Origin of the sequence: Roseinatronobacter sp. S2 (genome assembly GCF_029581395.1) — a bacterium.
Lineage (GTDB): Bacteria > Pseudomonadota > Alphaproteobacteria > Rhodobacterales > Rhodobacteraceae > Roseinatronobacter.
In genome coordinates this window covers 1,323,009-1,338,781 of record NZ_CP121113.1, presented here as the reverse complement: position 1 = coordinate 1,338,781, position 15,773 = coordinate 1,323,009, and the positions used below count along the sequence as shown (strand labels likewise).

The 15,773-nt window shown below is 62.5% G+C and carries 18 protein-coding genes and 1 tRNA gene; 4 read left to right on the top strand and 15 right to left on the bottom strand.

The window, feature by feature from the left end; translation table 11 throughout:
- Positions 1–247: 247 nt before the first annotated feature.
- Positions 248–1,390 carry an alpha-D-ribose 1-methylphosphonate 5-triphosphate diphosphatase gene (locus tag P8S53_RS06305; RefSeq protein ID WP_277806290.1) on the bottom strand — a complete coding sequence of 381 codons (1,143 nt, stop codon included), beginning with the start codon at positions 1,388–1,390 and terminating at the stop codon, positions 248–250.
- A gap of 82 nt (positions 1,391–1,472) precedes the next feature.
- Between P8S53_RS06305 and P8S53_RS06300 the strand changes: the two genes are divergently transcribed.
- On the top strand, positions 1,473–2,153 hold the full coding sequence (locus P8S53_RS06300) for a DUF1045 domain-containing protein (RefSeq protein WP_277806289.1): 681 nt from the start codon (positions 1,473–1,475) through the stop codon (positions 2,151–2,153).
- Here P8S53_RS06300 and phnN read toward each other — a convergent pair.
- From phnN to phnG, 7 genes are all read right to left on the bottom strand, one after another.
- On the bottom strand, positions 2,128–2,685 hold the full coding sequence (gene phnN, locus P8S53_RS06295) for a phosphonate metabolism protein/1,5-bisphosphokinase (PRPP-forming) PhnN (protein WP_277806288.1): 558 nt from the start codon (positions 2,683–2,685) through the stop codon (positions 2,128–2,130). The two genes, P8S53_RS06300 and phnN, sit on opposite strands and share 26 nt — an antisense overlap.
- Positions 2,682–3,368, bottom strand: a complete 687-nt coding sequence (gene phnL, locus P8S53_RS06290; protein ID WP_277806287.1) for a phosphonate C-P lyase system protein PhnL — start codon at positions 3,366–3,368, stop codon at positions 2,682–2,684. Before phnL ends, phnN begins: the two co-directional genes overlap by 4 nt.
- 60 nt (positions 3,369–3,428) lie before the next feature.
- A complete protein-coding gene (phnK, locus tag P8S53_RS06285; protein WP_277806286.1) occupies positions 3,429–4,199 on the bottom strand; it encodes a phosphonate C-P lyase system protein PhnK in 771 nt (256 codons plus the stop codon).
- Positions 4,196–5,047 carry an alpha-D-ribose 1-methylphosphonate 5-phosphate C-P-lyase PhnJ gene (locus P8S53_RS06280; protein ID WP_277806285.1) on the bottom strand — a complete coding sequence of 284 codons (852 nt, stop codon included), beginning with the start codon at positions 5,045–5,047 and terminating at the stop codon, positions 4,196–4,198. Before P8S53_RS06280 ends, phnK begins: the two co-directional genes overlap by 4 nt.
- A 77-nt stretch (positions 5,048–5,124) precedes the next feature.
- Positions 5,125–6,219, bottom strand: a complete 1,095-nt coding sequence (locus P8S53_RS06275; RefSeq protein ID WP_277806284.1) for a carbon-phosphorus lyase complex subunit PhnI — start codon at positions 6,217–6,219, stop codon at positions 5,125–5,127.
- Positions 6,219–6,785, bottom strand: coding sequence for a phosphonate C-P lyase system protein PhnH (phnH, locus tag P8S53_RS06270; protein ID WP_277806283.1), 567 nt, complete (start codon positions 6,783–6,785; stop codon positions 6,219–6,221). Before phnH ends, P8S53_RS06275 begins: the two co-directional genes overlap by 1 nt.
- Positions 6,782–7,222, bottom strand: a complete 441-nt coding sequence (gene phnG, locus P8S53_RS06265; protein WP_277806282.1) for a phosphonate C-P lyase system protein PhnG — start codon at positions 7,220–7,222, stop codon at positions 6,782–6,784. Before phnG ends, phnH begins: the two co-directional genes overlap by 4 nt.
- A gap of 89 nt (positions 7,223–7,311) precedes the next feature.
- Between phnG and phnF the strand changes: the two genes are divergently transcribed.
- From phnF to P8S53_RS06250, 3 genes are all read left to right on the top strand, one after another.
- Entirely contained in the window at positions 7,312–8,019 is a 708-nt protein-coding gene (gene phnF, locus P8S53_RS06260) for a phosphonate metabolism transcriptional regulator PhnF (RefSeq protein WP_277806281.1), read from the top strand.
- A 72-nt stretch (positions 8,020–8,091) separates the two neighbouring features.
- Positions 8,092–9,273: an alpha-D-ribose 1-methylphosphonate 5-triphosphate diphosphatase gene (locus P8S53_RS06255; protein WP_277806280.1), complete on the top strand. Its 1,182-nt coding sequence runs from the start codon at positions 8,092–8,094 to the stop codon at positions 9,271–9,273.
- Positions 9,274–9,279: 6 nt separating this feature from the next.
- On the top strand, positions 9,280–9,828 hold the full coding sequence (locus P8S53_RS06250; protein ID WP_277806279.1) for an NUDIX domain-containing protein: 549 nt from the start codon (positions 9,280–9,282) through the stop codon (positions 9,826–9,828).
- A gap of 23 nt (positions 9,829–9,851) precedes the next feature.
- On the opposite strand, the gene P8S53_RS06245 is transcribed toward P8S53_RS06250, so the two are convergent.
- The 7 genes from P8S53_RS06245 to P8S53_RS06215 all read right to left on the bottom strand — a co-directional run bounded on the left by P8S53_RS06245 (position 9,852) and on the right by P8S53_RS06215 (position 15,740).
- A complete protein-coding gene (locus P8S53_RS06245; RefSeq protein WP_277806278.1) occupies positions 9,852–10,484 on the bottom strand; it encodes a DapH/DapD/GlmU-related protein in 633 nt (210 codons plus the stop codon).
- An 80-nt stretch (positions 10,485–10,564) separates the two neighbouring features.
- Positions 10,565–11,422, bottom strand: a complete 858-nt coding sequence (gene phnE, locus P8S53_RS06240; RefSeq protein WP_277806277.1) for a phosphonate ABC transporter, permease protein PhnE — start codon at positions 11,420–11,422, stop codon at positions 10,565–10,567.
- Positions 11,419–12,351 carry a phosphonate ABC transporter, permease protein PhnE gene (gene phnE / locus P8S53_RS06235; RefSeq protein WP_277806276.1) on the bottom strand — a complete coding sequence of 311 codons (933 nt, stop codon included), beginning with the start codon at positions 12,349–12,351 and terminating at the stop codon, positions 11,419–11,421. The genes phnE (P8S53_RS06240) and phnE (P8S53_RS06235) overlap by 4 nt, the downstream gene beginning before the upstream one ends.
- Position 12,352: 1 nt before the next feature.
- Positions 12,353–13,174 (bottom strand): phosphonate ABC transporter ATP-binding protein, encoded by an 822-nt coding sequence (gene phnC / locus P8S53_RS06230; RefSeq protein ID WP_277806275.1) that lies wholly within the window; start codon positions 13,172–13,174, stop codon positions 12,353–12,355.
- Between the two features lie 99 nt (positions 13,175–13,273).
- Complete coding sequence (phnD, locus tag P8S53_RS06225) at positions 13,274–14,197, bottom strand: phosphate/phosphite/phosphonate ABC transporter substrate-binding protein (RefSeq protein WP_277806274.1); 924 nt, start codon at positions 14,195–14,197, stop codon at positions 13,274–13,276.
- Positions 14,198–14,299: 102 nt separating this feature from the next.
- Positions 14,300–15,226 carry a phosphate/phosphite/phosphonate ABC transporter substrate-binding protein gene (gene phnD, locus P8S53_RS06220; protein ID WP_277806273.1) on the bottom strand — a complete coding sequence of 309 codons (927 nt, stop codon included), beginning with the start codon at positions 15,224–15,226 and terminating at the stop codon, positions 14,300–14,302.
- A gap of 439 nt (positions 15,227–15,665) precedes the next feature.
- Positions 15,666–15,740: transfer RNA gene (locus tag P8S53_RS06215), tRNA-Phe, on the bottom strand.
- Positions 15,741–15,773: the final 33 nt, after the last annotated feature.

The window sequence follows — 15,773 nt, the reverse complement described above, 5'->3', positions numbered from 1 at the left end:
GATGCGTCAGGGTGGTAAGTTCTGACCTGAAGCGGTCATTGGGGAACATCCCAAGGCGCGGAGCAAAGGCCGCAGGCCGCCGCGCCATCGGCGGGCCGTCCCACCGCCTGCCGATTACTCTGATGGCAGTTCAATCCTTTGATGTCAGGAGTATGCAGCTGGCATAAACTGCATTCTTATAATGCCGGATCGGCAGACCCCGGCCCACCGCTGGCGCGGGCTTTGTCCATGGCCTGAACCGTCCACCTCACGCAACCCGCACCCCGCGCACCCACACGGCCTGTAGCATGGGGATTGCTGCGGGCAGCGCCACGCGGATCAGATCGGCACGCAGCCCTTCGCGCAGCGCACCGCGATCAGCCAGCCCTGCCGCGCGTGCAGGCGCTTGCGTGACAGCCGCAAACCCGCGCGCCAGATCGCCGCAGCCCTGCCCCAGACGCACCGCACCCAGCAACAGCGCGGCGGGCACATAATCCGATGACAGAATATCCAGCCGCTCTGCCTGCGCCAGATCCCCCGCCGCCACATTGCCCGAATGCGACCCGCCACGGATCAGGTTGGGCGCGCCCATCATCACTGCAATCCCGTGGGCATGGCATGCCTGCGCCGCCGCCAGCGTTGTGGGAAATTCGGCCAGACGCACCCCGTGGCCCGCAGACGCCGCCACCTGTTCGGTGGTGGTGTCATCATGGCTGGCAAGTGTCGCGCCATAGCGCTGCGCGGCTGCGACAATCGCGGCTTCATGCGGGCCGCGCACCTGTGCGCCAAGGGCCTGCTGGCGGGTCACATGCGCCTCGAATTCAGCATCATTCATGCCGTATTTCCCGCGCATATAAGTGCGCAGCTGCGCAAGGTCCGCGAATTGCCGCTGGCCGGGCGTATGGTCCATCAGGCTGACAATACCGATGCGGTCATCCGTGCCGAATTCATCCAGTTCGTCCAGCAGGGTGTCTGAACATATCTCGGCGCGCAGATGCAGGAAATGGCTGATCTTCAGCGCGCCCAGCGCGCGCATTTCCAGAATTTCGGAGGCCAGCGCACGCGCATATCGCGCCCGTCCGCGCGCATCATCGCGCAGCAACGACCCGATGCGCAACGCGTCATATACGGTGGTGATGCCGGTGCCTGCCAGTTCGCGATCATGCGCGATCACGGCCCCCGCATGGGGCCAGTCCACACCGGGGCGCGGGGCCAGATGGCGTTCCAGATTGTCGGTGTGCAACTCGATCAGCCCCGGCGCAATCAGATCACCCTGACAATCCACGGCACCCTTGGGCACGCCGTCGCCCGTGTCCAGCGCGGCAATCAACCCGTCGCGTATGACGATTGCGCCGTGGCAAACCTCGGTCGGGCGCACGAGGCGGGCATTTGCAAGTACAAGCTCTGTCATTATATCGGTCCTTGGATTATGCGTTACCGTCTTGTCACAACCCTGTGCCATGCAAAGGGCCATCACCAAAAGGACGGGTCATATGTCGGCAGAATTTCAACGCTTTGCGATCTATTACACGCCACCTGCGGGCAGTGCCCTTGCGCATGCGGGGGCTGCATGGCTGGGCTGGGATGCGGATAAGGGCTGCGCTATGGCGCACCCCGATCTGGGGCTTGATCTGGCCGCCCTGACCGAAACACCGCGCAAATACGGCCTGCATGGCACGTTGAAGCCGCCAATGGCGCTTGCCTGCCCTGTCCCCGATTTTCTGGATGCTGTCGAAACCCTTGCAGGGGATATGGACCCTGTCGCATTGGGCCGGCTGCGGTTGCGCCCGATGGACGGGTTTCTGGCCATTATGCCCGAAACCCAGCCCCGCGCACTGGGCGATGCGGCTGCGCGGATCGTGCAGGATCTGGACCCGTATCGCGCGCCCCTGTCCGAGCATGACATTGCCCGCCGCCGCAAAGCCGGGCTGACGGCGCGTCAGGACGCGTTGTTGCTGCGCTGGGGCTATCCCTATGTGATGGATGAATTCCGTTTTCATGTCACCCTTAGCGGCAAGCGCGACCCCGCGCAGATGGCCGATGCCCTGCGCGCCGCCCATGCCTGGTTTGACCCCGCACTTGCGGAAGACCATCATCTTGATGCGCTGTGCGTCTTTGGCGAAGGGGCGGACGGACGGTTCCATCTGGTCACGCGCTTTGCGATGCGCGGGTAATCGCGGCCAGCATCTGCGCCACGGCTGCATCAACCGTGGCGTCATTCATGATGACCACGGCCCCCGCAGGCGGTGCCAGCTCGGCGCGCTTCAGGCGTGCAGCAATCTCGCGCGCACCTTCGCGCCCGCGCGCGCGCAGCCGCTGCGCCAGCACTTCCGGCGGGGCGGTGATCATCAGCACCATCAGTTGCGGATAGGAGGCTGCAATCCCCTGCAATGCCTTGCGCGAGCCGTTGAACACAACCACCCGCCCCTGCGCAAGATCGGCGTCAATACTGGCGGGAATGGCATAGCGCAGCCCGTGCGCGCCCCAATGAAACGCAAAACGCCCCATGGCAAGCTGCGCATCAAACAGCGCGTCGGATACGGCCTGATGATCCTCTCCGCCCGCATCCGGCGCGCGCGTAATGATGCGCTGCGCCACCACAATATCAGGGCGCGTCCGCGCGACTTCCGCAATCAGCGTGTCCTTGCCCACACCTGACGGCCCCACAACCGCGACCAGCCGCCCGCGCCCGCCATGCGCGATCATGCGCTCACCATGGCGGGGGTGAAGCCTGTCACATCAACCTCGCGGTCGCAGACCGCCGCGCGGGCATCCGCATCGTGGAAAATGCCCAGAATGGCCGCGCCGCGCGCCTTGGCCTGCAAGATCAGCTCCAGTACAACTGCGCGATTGGCCGCATCAAGGCTGGCTGTGGGTTCATCCAGCAACATCACCGGCCAGTCCTGAATAAACCCGCGCGCGATATTGACGCGCTGCTGCTCGCCGCCCGAAAATGTCGTGGGCGACAAGGACCACAGCGGCGCAGGAATGTTCAGCCGCGTCAGCAAGGCCCCCGCGCGCGCCAGCGCTGCATCTTCGTCCACGCCCTGCGCCAATAACGGCTCGGCCACGATCCGCAGCGTGGGCACACGCGGGATCACCCGCAGGAACTGGCTGACATAGCCCAAGGTGCCGCGCCGCAAGTCCAGCACCGCGCGCGGCTCTGCGCGGCACAGCTCCACGCCTGCCACGCGAATGGACCCTGTATCACAGCGGTAATTGCCCCAGATCATGCGCATCAGCGTCGATTTCCCCGCGCCTGATGCCCCCGTCAGCGCCACGCATTCGCCAGGGTCTACGCGCAAGGCGGCCCCTTCCATCACGGACAACGCGACGCCGCCCTGATTGTGCAAGACGAACCGCTTGCCCACGCCTGCAATCTCGATCATGCGCCTATCCCTTCATCTTGCCAAAAATACTCAATCAATCCACGCGTCCAGCCCCCTGCGTCAGACCTGAAGCACCGAACTGACCAAAAGCTGCGTATAGGCATGCTGCGGATCATCCAGCACCTGATCGGTCAGCCCCTGTTCCACCACGCGCCCGTCCTTCATCACCATCAGCCGGTCGGCCAGCAGCCGCACCACAGCCAGATCATGCGTGACAATCACCGCCGACAGGCCAAGGCGCCGCACCAGCCCGCGCAGCAAATCCAAAAGCCGCGCCTGCACGCTGACATCCAGCCCGCCTGTGGGTTCGTCCATGAACACCAGCCGCGGCCCTGTCACCAGATTGCGCGCGATTTGCAGGCGTTGCTGCATGCCGCCGGAAAACGCGCGCGGGCGGTCATCCACGCGGCCCACATCAATTTCAACGCGCGCCAGCCAGTCGCTTGCCTGCGCGCGGATGTCACCGTAATGGCGCGCGCCCACGGCCATCAGCCGCTCGCCCACATTGCCGCCGGCGCTGACATTCATGCGCAGCCCGTCGCGCGGATTCTGGTGCACGAAGGCCCAGTCCGTGCGCGCCAGCCAGCGGCGCTCGGCCTCGGTCATGCCTAATATGTCATGCGGGCCGTCCTCGCGGGTGTCAAACAGCACGCGACCCGCATCGGGGGGCAGATGACCGGCCAGACAGTTCAGCAGCGTCGATTTGCCCGATCCGCTTTCGCCGACAATGCCCATCACCTCGCCCGGCCACAGCGCGAAGGACACATCCCCGCAGCCCAGATATGCGCCGTAGTGCTTGCTCAGGTTTTCGACCTGCAAAAGGGGCGTCATGCAGCATCCTCCGTCCTGCCTGCGGCCACGCGGGCCGCGCAATAATCGGTGTCCGAGCACACGAACATCCGACCCCCCGCATCATCGGTGATCACCTCGTCCAGATAGGACACCGTTGATCCGCACAGCGCGCAGGACTGCCCCGCAGCCTTGGTCGCGGTGAAGGGGTAGTCGTCGAAATCCAGACTCTCGACGCGTGTGAAGGGCGGCAGCGCATAGATGCGGCATTCGCGGCCCGCCCCGAACAATTGCAACGCAGGCGAATTGTTCAGCTTGGGGTTGTCGAATTTGGGAATGGGCGACGGGTCCATGATATAGCGCCCCTCGACCCGCACCGGATAGGCATAGGCGCGCGCGATCTCGCCGTGGCGGGCAATATCTTCATAAAGGCGCACTTGCATCAGCCCGTAATCTTCCAGCGCATGCATCACGCGGGTTTCCACCTCTCGCGGTTCCAGAAACCGCAAGGGTTCGGGGATGGGCACCTGAAAGACCAGAATCTGCCCCGCAATCAGCGGCGTTTCGGGTATCCGGTGGCGGGTCTGGATGATGCTGGCCTGCGCTGTGCGTTCCGTCACGGCCACATCCGCGACCCGCTGGAAGAACTTGCGGATGGACACGGCATTCGTGGTGTCATCCGCGCCCTGATCAATGACTTTCAGCGTGTCTTCGGGCACCAGACAGGCGGCGGTCACCTGCACGCCGCCTGTGCCCCAGCCATAGGGCATGGGCATTTCGCGGCTTGAAAACGGCACCTGATAGCCGGGAATAGCCACAGCTTTCAGGATGGCGCGGCGCAGCATGCGCTTGGTGGCTTCGTCCAGATAGGCAAAATTATAGGCACTCATGCGGGTCTCCTGCGCGCCCTCGCGGAGCGGGTGGGTGGGTGGGTGACGCGGGGGCGCGCCCTGAACAACGCCGGCAGTCATTCTGCGGCCTCGGGTACCGCACACGCGTCGCGGCGCAGCTTGCGGATCAGTTCCAGTTCGGCCTGAAAATCCACATAATGGGGCAGCTTGATATGCTCCAGAAAGCCGCTGGACTGGATATTGTCGCAATGCGACAGCACGAATTCCTCATCCTGCGCGGGCGCATCGCCAATATCTTCGCCCAGTTCGCGCGCGCGCAGCGCCCGGTCCACCAGTGCCATGGAAATCGCCTTGCGTTCCGACTGCCCGAACACCAGCCCGTAGCCGCGGGTGAATTGCGCGGGTTCGGACTTTGACCCCTGAAACTGGTTCACGGTTTCACATTCCGTCACCATGATGTCGGCAAATTCAATGTCGAACCCCAGTTCCGGCAAATAAGCCGCAACCCGCACATGCCCGATGCGCAATTCGCCCACGAATGCATGATTGCGGCCATAGCCGCGCTGCGTGGAATAGGCCAGCGACAGCAGGAACCCTTCATCCGCGCGCGTCAGTGCCTGCAACCGCAAGGGCCTGCTGGCGGGAAATTCCAGCGGCGCGCGTGTCAGGTCCGGCACATCCGGCCCGCCCTTCGCGTCGGGGGCGGGTTCGGGTTGCATCAGCCCCTCTTCCCCCAGATGCGACAGGATATGCGGCACGGGATCAGGGCTGGCGGCGGATTCGGGCGCGGGCGCGGGTGCCGCATCACCCACCAGATCAAAATCCAGCAAACGATGTGTGTAGTCGAATGTCGGCCCCAGCACCTGCCCGCCCGGTGCGTCCTTATAGGTGGCTGAAATCCGGCGGATGATCTGCATATCGCCCGTATCCACCGGCACACTCGCGCCAAAGCGCGGCAAGGTGGTGCGAAACGCGCGGATCAGAAACACCGCTTCAATCACATCGCCGCGCGCCTGTTTCAGCGCCAGCGCCGCCAGATCGGGATCATGCAGCGACCCTTCTGCCATCACACGGTCCACGGCCAGCGCCAGTTGTTCGCGGATCTGCGCCACCCCCAGATCAGGGACGGCCATATCCCCGCGCCGCGCCTGTGCCAGCCAGTCATGCGCGTGCTCAATCGCGCGCTCGCCCCCTTTTACCGCGACATACATCAGCAGCCCCCTATTTTTGTGGAACGCGGCAGGGCGGCAAGGCGCGGGCCACAGGTGAACAGCACATCCAGCCCCAAGGGAAAGCGCGCCGCGTTTTCCGCCAACGCCCCCACATCCGGCAGGGACAGGAATGCCTGCGTTTCAATTCCCGGCCCTGTCAGGCGCGCGCCGTCATTGTCCAATGCGTCCAGCTCAACGATCAATGTGGCAGAACGGTCGGGGTATTCGGCGCTGCCCTGCGGATAGGCGGCAAGGGGGCCAAGCGCATCCCATGTGCCCAATGCGAAAACCGCATCCGCAGGCCCGACAAGTGGTGCGCCCAGATGAAACGCCACCCAGTCGCGCAGGGCTGCCGCATCATGTGCGCCCGCCAGATGCAGCGGTGTCGTGGCATCGGCCAGTGTCAGCAACACACTGGCCGCCGCGGGCGAGCAAGGCGCAGGGCCCTGCGGCCCGTCAAGCGTGACAATCCGGCCCGGATGCGCCATCGCATCCAGCACCTGCCGGAAGGCGCGCGCCCCGTCGCGCGCGGGATCAATGAAACCGGCTGTCAGATGCGCGCTCATGCGTCCCCCCGTGCCATTGTGAAAAAATCAACCTTGGTCGCCGCAGCCCGGCGCGCGCGTGTATCTGCATCATTGCGTTCAGCATCGCGCAAGGGCCCCAGCACCCGCGCATGCAGCCCCGCCCCTGCCCCAGTCTGCAACAGCGCGTCCAGCAGCGCCGCGCGTTCAGCCTTGCGCGCACTGCGCCCTTGCACCAGCGCATGTCCCACAGTGCCGCAATCCAGCCGGACAGTGGCGCGCGTCACCGTCACCTCGCCCAGATTGAACGCAGCGCCCACAGCGCCTGCGCGGCCCTGCGCCATCATCGCGCCCATCTCGGGCGCGCGCAGCCAACTGAAGGCAGGCGGGTCATCAGGCCAAAGCGCATCCAGCCGCGCCAGCGGCGCACGCGCGATCAGGCCCATCCAGTCACGGCGGGCAAAGGGTTCAGCAGTCATGGTCTGGGCTTTCAATCTGTTCTAGACAACTAGACAAATACAACCTTTATGCGCTACATTCAAAAGGATTTTTATGAAAGTTTCACGACATGACCAAACCGGCTGCCTTGTGGCAAAGCATATGTGACATCTTGCGCGCCGACATCGCACAGGGCGCATGGCGCGCAGGCGCGCGCCTGCCGACCGAGGCCGCGCTGGCGCAGCGCTTTGATGTGAACCGCCACACCATCCGGCGTGCGCTGTCGCAACTGTCTACTGAGGGGCTGGTGCAATCGCGGCGCGGGGCGGGCGTTTTTGTGCGCGTGGCACCGGTTCCCTACCAGATCGGCACGCGCACACGGTTTCGCCAGAACCTGCTGTCGGCGGGGCGCACCCCGTCGCGGCGGTTGCTGCATCTTGGGGTTCAGGCCGCCACGGACACCGAAGCGCGCGCCTTGGGGCTGGACGTTGCAGCCCCCGTTCATGTGGCCGAAACCATCAGCTTTGCCGATGATCTGCCTGTGTCACTGGCGCGGTCATGTTATTGTGCCACGCAGTTTCCCGCACTTGGTGCGGCATTGCGCACGCTTGGGTCCGTGACAGACGCGCTGGCGCAGGTTGGCGTCAGCGACTACACCCGCAAATCCACACGCCTGACCGGCCATAATGCCGACCCTGTGCAGGCCCGCCATTTGCAGATCGACACTGGCGATGCGCTGATCCTGTCCGAATCCGTCAATATTGGCCCGACGGGAACCCCTGTCGAATACGGGCGCACCTATTTCGTGGGCATGCGCATCGAACTGGTGCTGGAGTAGCGATGCAGCACTGTCATGGAAGTGCAACATCTTTGCGGTATCTGCCCGCCAAAAGCCAAAGGAATCCTGTCTATGCCAAGTCTGAACCTTCGCCTGACCGGCGCGCTGTCATTGCTTAACTCCACACTTGAAGATTGTGACCTGACACTCAACGGCACCACCTTCGGCCCCGCAGACAGCGCCACCCATGAAGTTGACTTGTCCGGCTACTGGCTGCTTCCCGGCATTGTCGATCTGCATGGCGACGGGTTTGAACGCCACATACGCCCGCGCCCCAGCGCGCCCTTCGACAAGCGCCACGCGCTTCAGGCCGCCGATGCGGAACTGGCCAGCAATGGGGTCACAACCGCGTGGTTCGCGCAAAGCTGGTCATGGGAAGGCGGCGCGCGCGCCCCCGACGAGGCCGTGGCCCTGCTGGAGGCGCGCCGCCAGATTGCCCACCGCCTTGGCAGCGACATTCGCATCCAGCTGCGGTTTGAAACCCATATGCCCGATGACCATGCCGCGCTGATGGCCACGGTGCGCAGCTATCATCTGGATTACATTGTCTTTAACAACCACCTGCCCGAAGCGGTGGAAATGGCTGACACCAAGCCCGCGCGCTTTGCCACATGGGCCGCACAGAACGGCCATGAACCCGATGCGCTGCTGGCCATTGTGCGCGCCGCCAAACAGGCCGATCCAGATATCCCCGCCTTTCTGAAAGGTCTTGCCGCAGATTTGCGCGCACATGGCGTCACGCTTGGCTCGCATGACGACCCCGATGCCGCAACCCGCGCCTTCTATCGCGGCATTGGCGCACAGGTCTGCGAATTTCCCACCAGTATCGATGCCGCGCAGTCCGCCCGCGCAGCCCAAGAACCTGTCTTGATGGGCGCGCCCAATATCGTGCGCGGCGGGTCGCAATCGGGCAATATCGCCGCCATGGAACTGGTCGAGGACGGGCTGTGCGACGCGCTGATCTCGGATTATTACATCCCCGCAATGGCGCAGGCCGCATGGGCCATCGCCGATGCCCGCGCCCTGAGCTTCGCGCATGCATGGGAAATGATCTCAACCCGCCCTGCCGCCATCATGGGGCTGCATGACCGCGGCCGCCTGACACCCGGCGCGCGTGCCGATCTGGTGGTGATGAACCCCAACACACGCCGGATTGAAGCCACGATTGCCAACGGGCAGATCACCTATTCCAGCGCACAGGCCGCGCAGCGCTTCATTCAGGCTGGACCGCGCCTTGCGGTTGCCGCACAATAAGCTGACATGAGCTATGCCAGTCTTATCACGTCCGAGTTGCGCCTGATCCGGCCAATCGATCTGCTGGAAACCGACCATCTGGACCGCGCGCATCATTGGGTGCGCTCAGCGCGTGATCTGTGCCGCATCCGCCCGCCCGCGACGCCCCCCATGCATCTGGTCAGCTATTTTCCGGTGATCGACCGCGGACATATCCTGCTGGGCGATCACATCTCCTCTGGTCTGTGGCTGCCGCCCGGCGGCCATGTCGCGCAGGGTGAACACCCGCGCGACACAGTGGCGCGCGAATGCCTTGAAGAACTGCGCATGCAGGCGCGCTTTGTGCACCCCGCGCCTGTATTTGTGACAATTTCCGAAACCGTGGGCGCCACCCCGCATGAAGACGTGTGCCTGTGGTATACCCTACAGGGCTGCGCGACCCGCCTGCCCGATTACGACCCGCGCGAATATCGCGCGATGCGCTGGTTCCGGTTCAATGATGCGCCCTTTGACGACACCGACCCCAATCTGGAACGGTTTGTGGGCAAACTCTCCGGCTTGCCCGCCCTTGCGTGACATGCATCGCCTGACCCATAGGATCAATGCAGCGTCACATCTTCATATTTGGCCAGAAACGCCTCGATCTCCAGATGGCGAAAATCACTCAGCGCCATGCGCAGACGGTCATGATCCCAATCCCACCACGCCAGCTCTGTCAGCCTGTGCGCAATCTGCTTAGGAAAACGGCGGCGCAGCTTTTCTGCGGGCACGCCCACAACAATCGTATAGGGCGCCACATCGCGCGTGACCACCGCGCCCGCCCCCACAACCGCGCCATTGCCGATGCTGACATCGGGCCGGATAATCGCGCCATGCCCGATCCAGACATCATGCCCGATACGCACGTTGCGCGCCGCGCGGGCTTTGAAAAACGCCGCATCATCCGCTTCCTGCGGCCAATACAGGTTGGATCTGTATAGAAAATGATGCAGGCTTGCGCGGTCCATCGGGTGGTCTGTCGGGCCAATCCGCACATTGGCCGCGATGTTGACGAATTTGCCGATTGTCGCATTGGCAATGTCGCAGCCCCGCGCACAATAGCTGTAATCGCCCAGTGTGGCGTTTGACAAAACACTGCCCGCCCCGATTTCGGTCCACGCGCCAAGCCTGCTGTCGCGGATCGTGCAATCGGGATGAACCAGTGCGCCATCAGGCGAAAGCTGTCGTGTCATATCTGTGATCCCTGCTTTCATTCTGGCCAAAATATCCCCGCCGGAGGCACCGGCGGGGACCACTGGCACAAGGCCCGCGCTCAGTGCCCGCGCTCGCCGATGAACCGCTTGCGGATCAGTCCCGACCCCCAGTCAATGATCGCAATCACCACCAGCACATTCAGCACCACAAACGCCACCTGATCAAACAGCCCCGCGCGGAACCGTTCAATGATGATCATGCCGATCCCGCCCGCGCCCACAAGCCCCAGAATGGTTGCCGACCGGGTCGAGGATTCGAACGAATACAGCGATAGCGATATAAACACCGGCAATATCTGCGGCAGGTAGCCATAGCGGATGATCCGCCCTGTATCGGCCCCTGTGGCGCGCACCCCTTCGACCTGTTTGCGGTCGATATTCTCGATCGCCTCGGAATAAAGTTTGGCCAGATTTCCGGTGTCGGATATGAAAATCGCCAGCACCCCCGCAAGCGGCCCCAGACCCACGGCGCGCACGAAGACCAGCCCCCAGACAATCTGGTCGATGCCGCGAAAGACGTCCAGCAACCGGCGCACCCCGTGGCGGATCACCCCGACGGGCATGGTGTTGCGCGCGGCAAAAAAGGCCAGCCCCAGCGCAAGGATCGTGCCCAGAAACGTGCCAAGAAACGCCATTGCAATGGTCTGGGCAATGCCTTTGTAGATATTGGCGTATTGCCAGCCGGCCATATCCTGCCAGATGACCATGCGCGTCATCAGCGCCCATGCCCTGTCGGACGCGTTCAGCAATTTCCCGATCTCGAAAAAGCCAAGCGACCAGATCAGATAGACCACGATAAAGGCCCAGCTTGCGGCTTTCAGCGTGGTGACAAACGGGTCGCCAAACGCCTTGGGGTGACGTTTGCGCGCCGCCGCGATATCGGCGTCGGATATCGCATGGAAGGTCAATGTGCTCATTTCAGGGACTCCTTGCCGATCAGCGCATGGCGCGCGCGTTCGGACAGCAGGTCGATTATGGTGACGGTCAGCACAACCAGCAGCAGCACGGCTGTGACGCGGTCGTCGGAATAAAAGCTGATGGTGTGGCTTAACTCGGCACCAATGCCGCCTGCCCCCACAAACCCCACCACAGCGGATGCGCGCACGTTGATTTCAAACCGCCACAGCGCATAGGATGTGAAATTGGGCAGCACTTGCGGCAGGATGCCATAGCGCATCTGCTCAAACCAGGACCCGCCCACCGCTTTCATGCCGTCCACAGGCCGCATGGAGGCGTTTTCGTTCACCTCGGAGAACAGCTTGCCCAGCGCGCCGGTTGCGTGAATGGTGATGGCCAGCACACCGGCCAGCGGGCCAATGCCCACCGCGAACACCAAAATCAGCGCAAACAGGATTTCGGGAACCCCGCGGCAGAATTCCAGAAACCGCCGCGCAAGCGCCCCTACCCATGGATAAGGCGTGCAGTTGCGGGCCGCCAGAAACGACAGCACAACCGCCAGGCCCGTGCCCAGTATCGTGGCCGTCAACGCCATCAGGATGGTTTCCCAGATCAGGCGCAGGTATTTCCAGAAATCATTATACCAATACCCGATCGATCCGGCAGGAAAGCGGCCTGCCTCGTTGCGGGCGTCAAACAGGACATCCCATTGCAGCGCGGGCATGACGGTGCCGAAATATTCAAATATGCGCGGGATACCTGTGGCCAGACGGTCCGGCGTGAAGCGCGATATCCAGACAGACCACGCCAGAAAGGCCACAAACAGCACCCCCAGCGTCACATTGATAACCATGCGGTCGCGGATCATCTGGGCGCGGTGGCCCTCAAACACGGAAACGGGGTCGCGGTCCGCGCCGTTGTCCGGCCCGTTTGTTGTGATGCTGGCCATGTCAGTTCACCACGCGCGCTTCGGGCTGCGCAGGTTTCGTGCCGGGGCGCAGCGCCGTCGATGTCATGGATTCGGAAAACGCCTCTTCGGCTTCGGCGCCGTAAATTTCGCGCGCGGCCTTATCTGTCAGTTCTTTCGCTGTGCCATCAAACACGATGACGCCATCCTGCATGCCGATGATGCGGTCGCAATAATGGCGTGCCGTGTCCAGCGTGTGCAGGTTGCAGATGACTGTCAGCCCGTCTTCTTGATTGATCGCGCGCAGCGCGTCCATCACCACCTTGGCGTTCATCGGGTCAAGGCTGGCGATGGGTTCGTCGGCCAGCATGACGCGCGGTTCCTGCACCAGTGCGCGGGCGATGGCCACACGCTGCATCTGCCCGCCGGACAAGGTGTCGGTCTGTTGCAGCGCCACATGCGCCATGCCCAACCTGTCCAGCGCGCGAATGGCAAATGCGCGTTCTTTTGCGGTGAATATGCCCATCATCGAGGATGCAAAGCCATGATGAAACAACCGCCCCGACATGACATTGGTCAGCACGTTCAGGCGGCCCACAAGGTTGAATTGCTGAAACACCATCGCGCATTCATTGCGCCACTGGCGCAGCGCGCGGCCTTTCAGCGCGGTCACGTCCCGCCCCTGAAACAGCATCTGTCCGCCCGATGGTTCGTTCAGGCGGTTGATCATGCGCAGCAGCGTGGATTTACCCGCGCCAGAGCGCCCGATAACGCCGACCATCTGGCCGTCGGGGATGGTGAATGTCGCGGGTTTGACCGCGACGGTGTCATTGAACTGTTTGGTCAGGCCCTTGAATTCAAGCATGGGTTCTCTCCTGTCAGCGGCCATGAAGGGGGGGGGGACAGGCCGCAAAAAAACCAAAGGCCCCCGCGTTTTCGCAGGGGCCGGGTGGGTTTGGATTTCTTAACGCGACTCTTCGAGTTCCTGACGGCGCAGCGCAACCGTGCCTTCATAGAAGCCGTGGTCGATATCGACATAGCCGTTATCGTCGCCACCGGCAGTCAGCTGGTAGCATTCAGGATGCTCGGTATTCATGCTTTTGTGGAACTCCAGAAGCAGCTCGCGGGCTTCTTCCGGCAGATCCTTGCGAAACACCGTCGGGCCGTTGGGGATGATGTCGGATTCCCACACGATGCGCAGGTCGTTCATGTCCAGCAGGCCATTGTCGACCATCCGGCGCAGGTTGCCGCGCGAATACCCTTCCTCGAACTCTCCTTGCAGCGATGTCCATGTGACGCCTGCATCATACTGACCGTTCAGCACCGCGATCACGCCTTGTTCATGCCCGCCCGCAAATCCGGTGCTGCTGAAGTAGTCGTCATCGATGATACCTTGCAGGCGCAACTGCCCCCTGGGAAACAAATAGCCCGACGCCGAATTCGGATCGGCATAGGCAAGGCTGCGGCCTTCCATATCCTCAAATGTCATGATGTCGCTGTCGGCGCGCACATACATGACCGCGTAATACCCAAGGCTGTCGTCAAGCTGGGCGCGGGTCAGAAGCGGTTCTACCGCATCGGGGTCTTGCAGATAGATGCCCGCATAGGCGGATGCACCAAGGCCCGCAGTATGCAACTGCCCCGCCAGCAGGCCCTGCATGACACCCGCATAGTCGGCGGCTGGATACAGCTCGACCGGCACGCCAAGCACATCTTCGACAAGTTCCTGCATGCAGTCATAGCGGCGCAGGCGGTCGGCTTCATTCTCGCCGCCCAGCAGGCCTATATTGAATGTCCCGAAATCCGCGCGCCAGTCGGCCGCCGCAGGGGCAACACTGGTCATAAGCACGGCAAACGTGGCTGCAACGCCGGTGATGGTTCTGGTCATTGTGGTCTTCCTTTTTCATGGATGATCAACACGCCCCCGCCAAACTGTGCCGCGCGGGCAAATGAAAAGGGCGGCCCGTGACGGGCCACCCTTCAGGTCAGATCAGCGCGAACCGGCAAGTTCTTCGCGGCGCATTTCCACAATGCCCTCGAAGAACTCATGGGTCACAGGTTCCCAGCCCAACCCTTCGCCATAAGTTACGTTGTAATAGCATTCCGCGTCTGCATCATGCTGGGTCGCCAGATAGTCGATGACGATGTCCTTGACCTCTTGCGGCAGGGCCTGACGGATGACGACAGGGCCGTTGGGAATAATCGGGCTTTCCCAGATGATGCGCAGATCGGCCATGTTCAGCAGGTCATTGTCGATCATGCGCTTCAGGTTGCCACGGGTATACCCTTCGGCGGGGTCACCCTGACCGGAAGCCCATGTCACGCCTGCATCATACTGGCCTTGCAAAACGGCAATCACTGCCTGTTCATGCCCGCCACCAAAGCCAGTGCGGCTGAAGAATTCTTCTTCCACAATACCGGCACGGCGCAATTCAAAACGCGGGATCAGATAACCGGATGCCGAATTCGGGTCCGCATAGGCCAGTGAATGGCCTTCCAGATCGTCCAGCGAATGAATGTCTGTGTCCGAACGGGTGTAAATCGCGGCAATATAGCCCAGCGACCCGTCCGATTCCTTGGTCACGAAGATCGGTTCAACCGCGTCCGCATCTTGCAGGTAAATGCCCGCATAGGCCGACGCGCCCAGCGCTGCGTATTCCAGCTGGCCCGCCAGCAGGCCCTGCATCACACCGGCATAATCGGGCGCGGGGAACATCTCAACCGGAACACCAAGGCGTTCGGACAGCGCCGTGGCCATGCAGTCATTGTTGCGCAGGCGGTCTGCTTCATTCTCGCCGCCCAGCAGGCCGATGCGGAAGGTGGGCAGGTCATTGCGCCAGTCGGCGCTGGCAGTCATGGGAAGGGTGCTGAGTGCGGTTGACGCAACAAGCAGACAGGCAAGGGCCTTGGTGGTCATTTGTGTGATCTCCGGATCAGGTTGGCAGCTTTGGTCCCGTATTCGGGAGTGCCGACCTGATCGCAGGGGTTTGTAACACCGCGATGAGAGAAATGTGAAACTTCATGCAGCGCCTTCGGGCAATCCGCCGCAATCCGGCGGCGCATGATACAAACCTGTTGCCTGACGACAGGGCACAAACGGCAAGGCGCGCAAAAGACACCGCGCGGGGGGGGAATGCGTGCTACTGCGTCTTATTCTTGCGTTGAAACGGGGGAAACGCTGTCGCGTCGTGATTTTGCGCAAGCCCGAACCGAAAAAAGCCATCCCCGTTTTGCTGGAATTGCCTGTGCCCGGATATGCGAAAACGCGAAAGAACCGGATCGGGCGTATGCCCTGTGGCCGTGCATATTACGCTACAAAAACAATTACATACGGGCGAAAGTTTCAGTTTTCAAAGTGGTGCCCGGGGGCGGAATCGAACCACCGACACGAGGATTTTCAATCCACTGCTCTACCCCTGAGCTACCCGGGCACGGGTGTGTGAGTGTCACACAAAACGCAACTT

What these genes read in the sequence shown, in the direction of transcription:
- P8S53_RS06305 (WP_277806290.1), bottom strand. Translation starts at nt 1,390, where the DNA reads ATGACAGAGCTTGTACTTGCAAATGCCCGCCTCGTGCGCCCGACCGAG.
- phnL (WP_277806287.1), bottom strand. Translation starts at nt 3,368, where the DNA reads ATGATCGAGATTGCAGGCGTGGGCAAGCGGTTCGTCTTGCACAATCAG.
- phnC (WP_277806275.1), bottom strand. Translation starts at nt 13,174, where the DNA reads ATGCTTGAATTCAAGGGCCTGACCAAACAGTTCAATGACACCGTCGCG.
- phnG (WP_277806282.1), bottom strand. Translation starts at nt 7,222, where the DNA reads ATGACTGCTGAACCCTTTGCCCGCCGTGACTGGATGGGCCTGATCGCG.
- P8S53_RS06245 (WP_277806278.1), bottom strand. Translation starts at nt 10,484, where the DNA reads ATGACACGACAGCTTTCGCCTGATGGCGCACTGGTTCATCCCGATTGC.
- P8S53_RS06275 (WP_277806284.1), bottom strand. Translation starts at nt 6,219, where the DNA reads ATGTATGTCGCGGTAAAAGGGGGCGAGCGCGCGATTGAGCACGCGCAT.
- phnE (WP_277806276.1), bottom strand. Translation starts at nt 12,351, where the DNA reads ATGGCCAGCATCACAACAAACGGGCCGGACAACGGCGCGGACCGCGAC.
- phnD (WP_277806273.1), bottom strand. Translation starts at nt 15,226, where the DNA reads ATGACCACCAAGGCCCTTGCCTGTCTGCTTGTTGCGTCAACCGCACTC.
- P8S53_RS06250 (WP_277806279.1), top strand. Translation starts at nt 9,280, where the DNA reads ATGAGCTATGCCAGTCTTATCACGTCCGAGTTGCGCCTGATCCGGCCA.
- phnF (WP_277806281.1), top strand. Translation starts at nt 7,312, where the DNA reads ATGACCAAACCGGCTGCCTTGTGGCAAAGCATATGTGACATCTTGCGC.
- P8S53_RS06300 (WP_277806289.1), top strand. Translation starts at nt 1,473, where the DNA reads ATGTCGGCAGAATTTCAACGCTTTGCGATCTATTACACGCCACCTGCG.
- phnD (WP_277806274.1), bottom strand. Translation starts at nt 14,197, where the DNA reads ATGACCAGAACCATCACCGGCGTTGCAGCCACGTTTGCCGTGCTTATG.
- P8S53_RS06255 (WP_277806280.1), top strand. Translation starts at nt 8,092, where the DNA reads ATGCCAAGTCTGAACCTTCGCCTGACCGGCGCGCTGTCATTGCTTAAC.
- phnE (WP_277806277.1), bottom strand. Translation starts at nt 11,422, where the DNA reads ATGAGCACATTGACCTTCCATGCGATATCCGACGCCGATATCGCGGCG.
- phnH (WP_277806283.1), bottom strand. Translation starts at nt 6,785, where the DNA reads ATGAGCGCGCATCTGACAGCCGGTTTCATTGATCCCGCGCGCGACGGG.
- phnN (WP_277806288.1), bottom strand. Translation starts at nt 2,685, where the DNA reads ATGATCGCGCATGGCGGGCGCGGGCGGCTGGTCGCGGTTGTGGGGCCG.
- phnK (WP_277806286.1), bottom strand. Translation starts at nt 4,199, where the DNA reads ATGACGCCCCTTTTGCAGGTCGAAAACCTGAGCAAGCACTACGGCGCA.
- P8S53_RS06280 (WP_277806285.1), bottom strand. Translation starts at nt 5,047, where the DNA reads ATGAGTGCCTATAATTTTGCCTATCTGGACGAAGCCACCAAGCGCATG.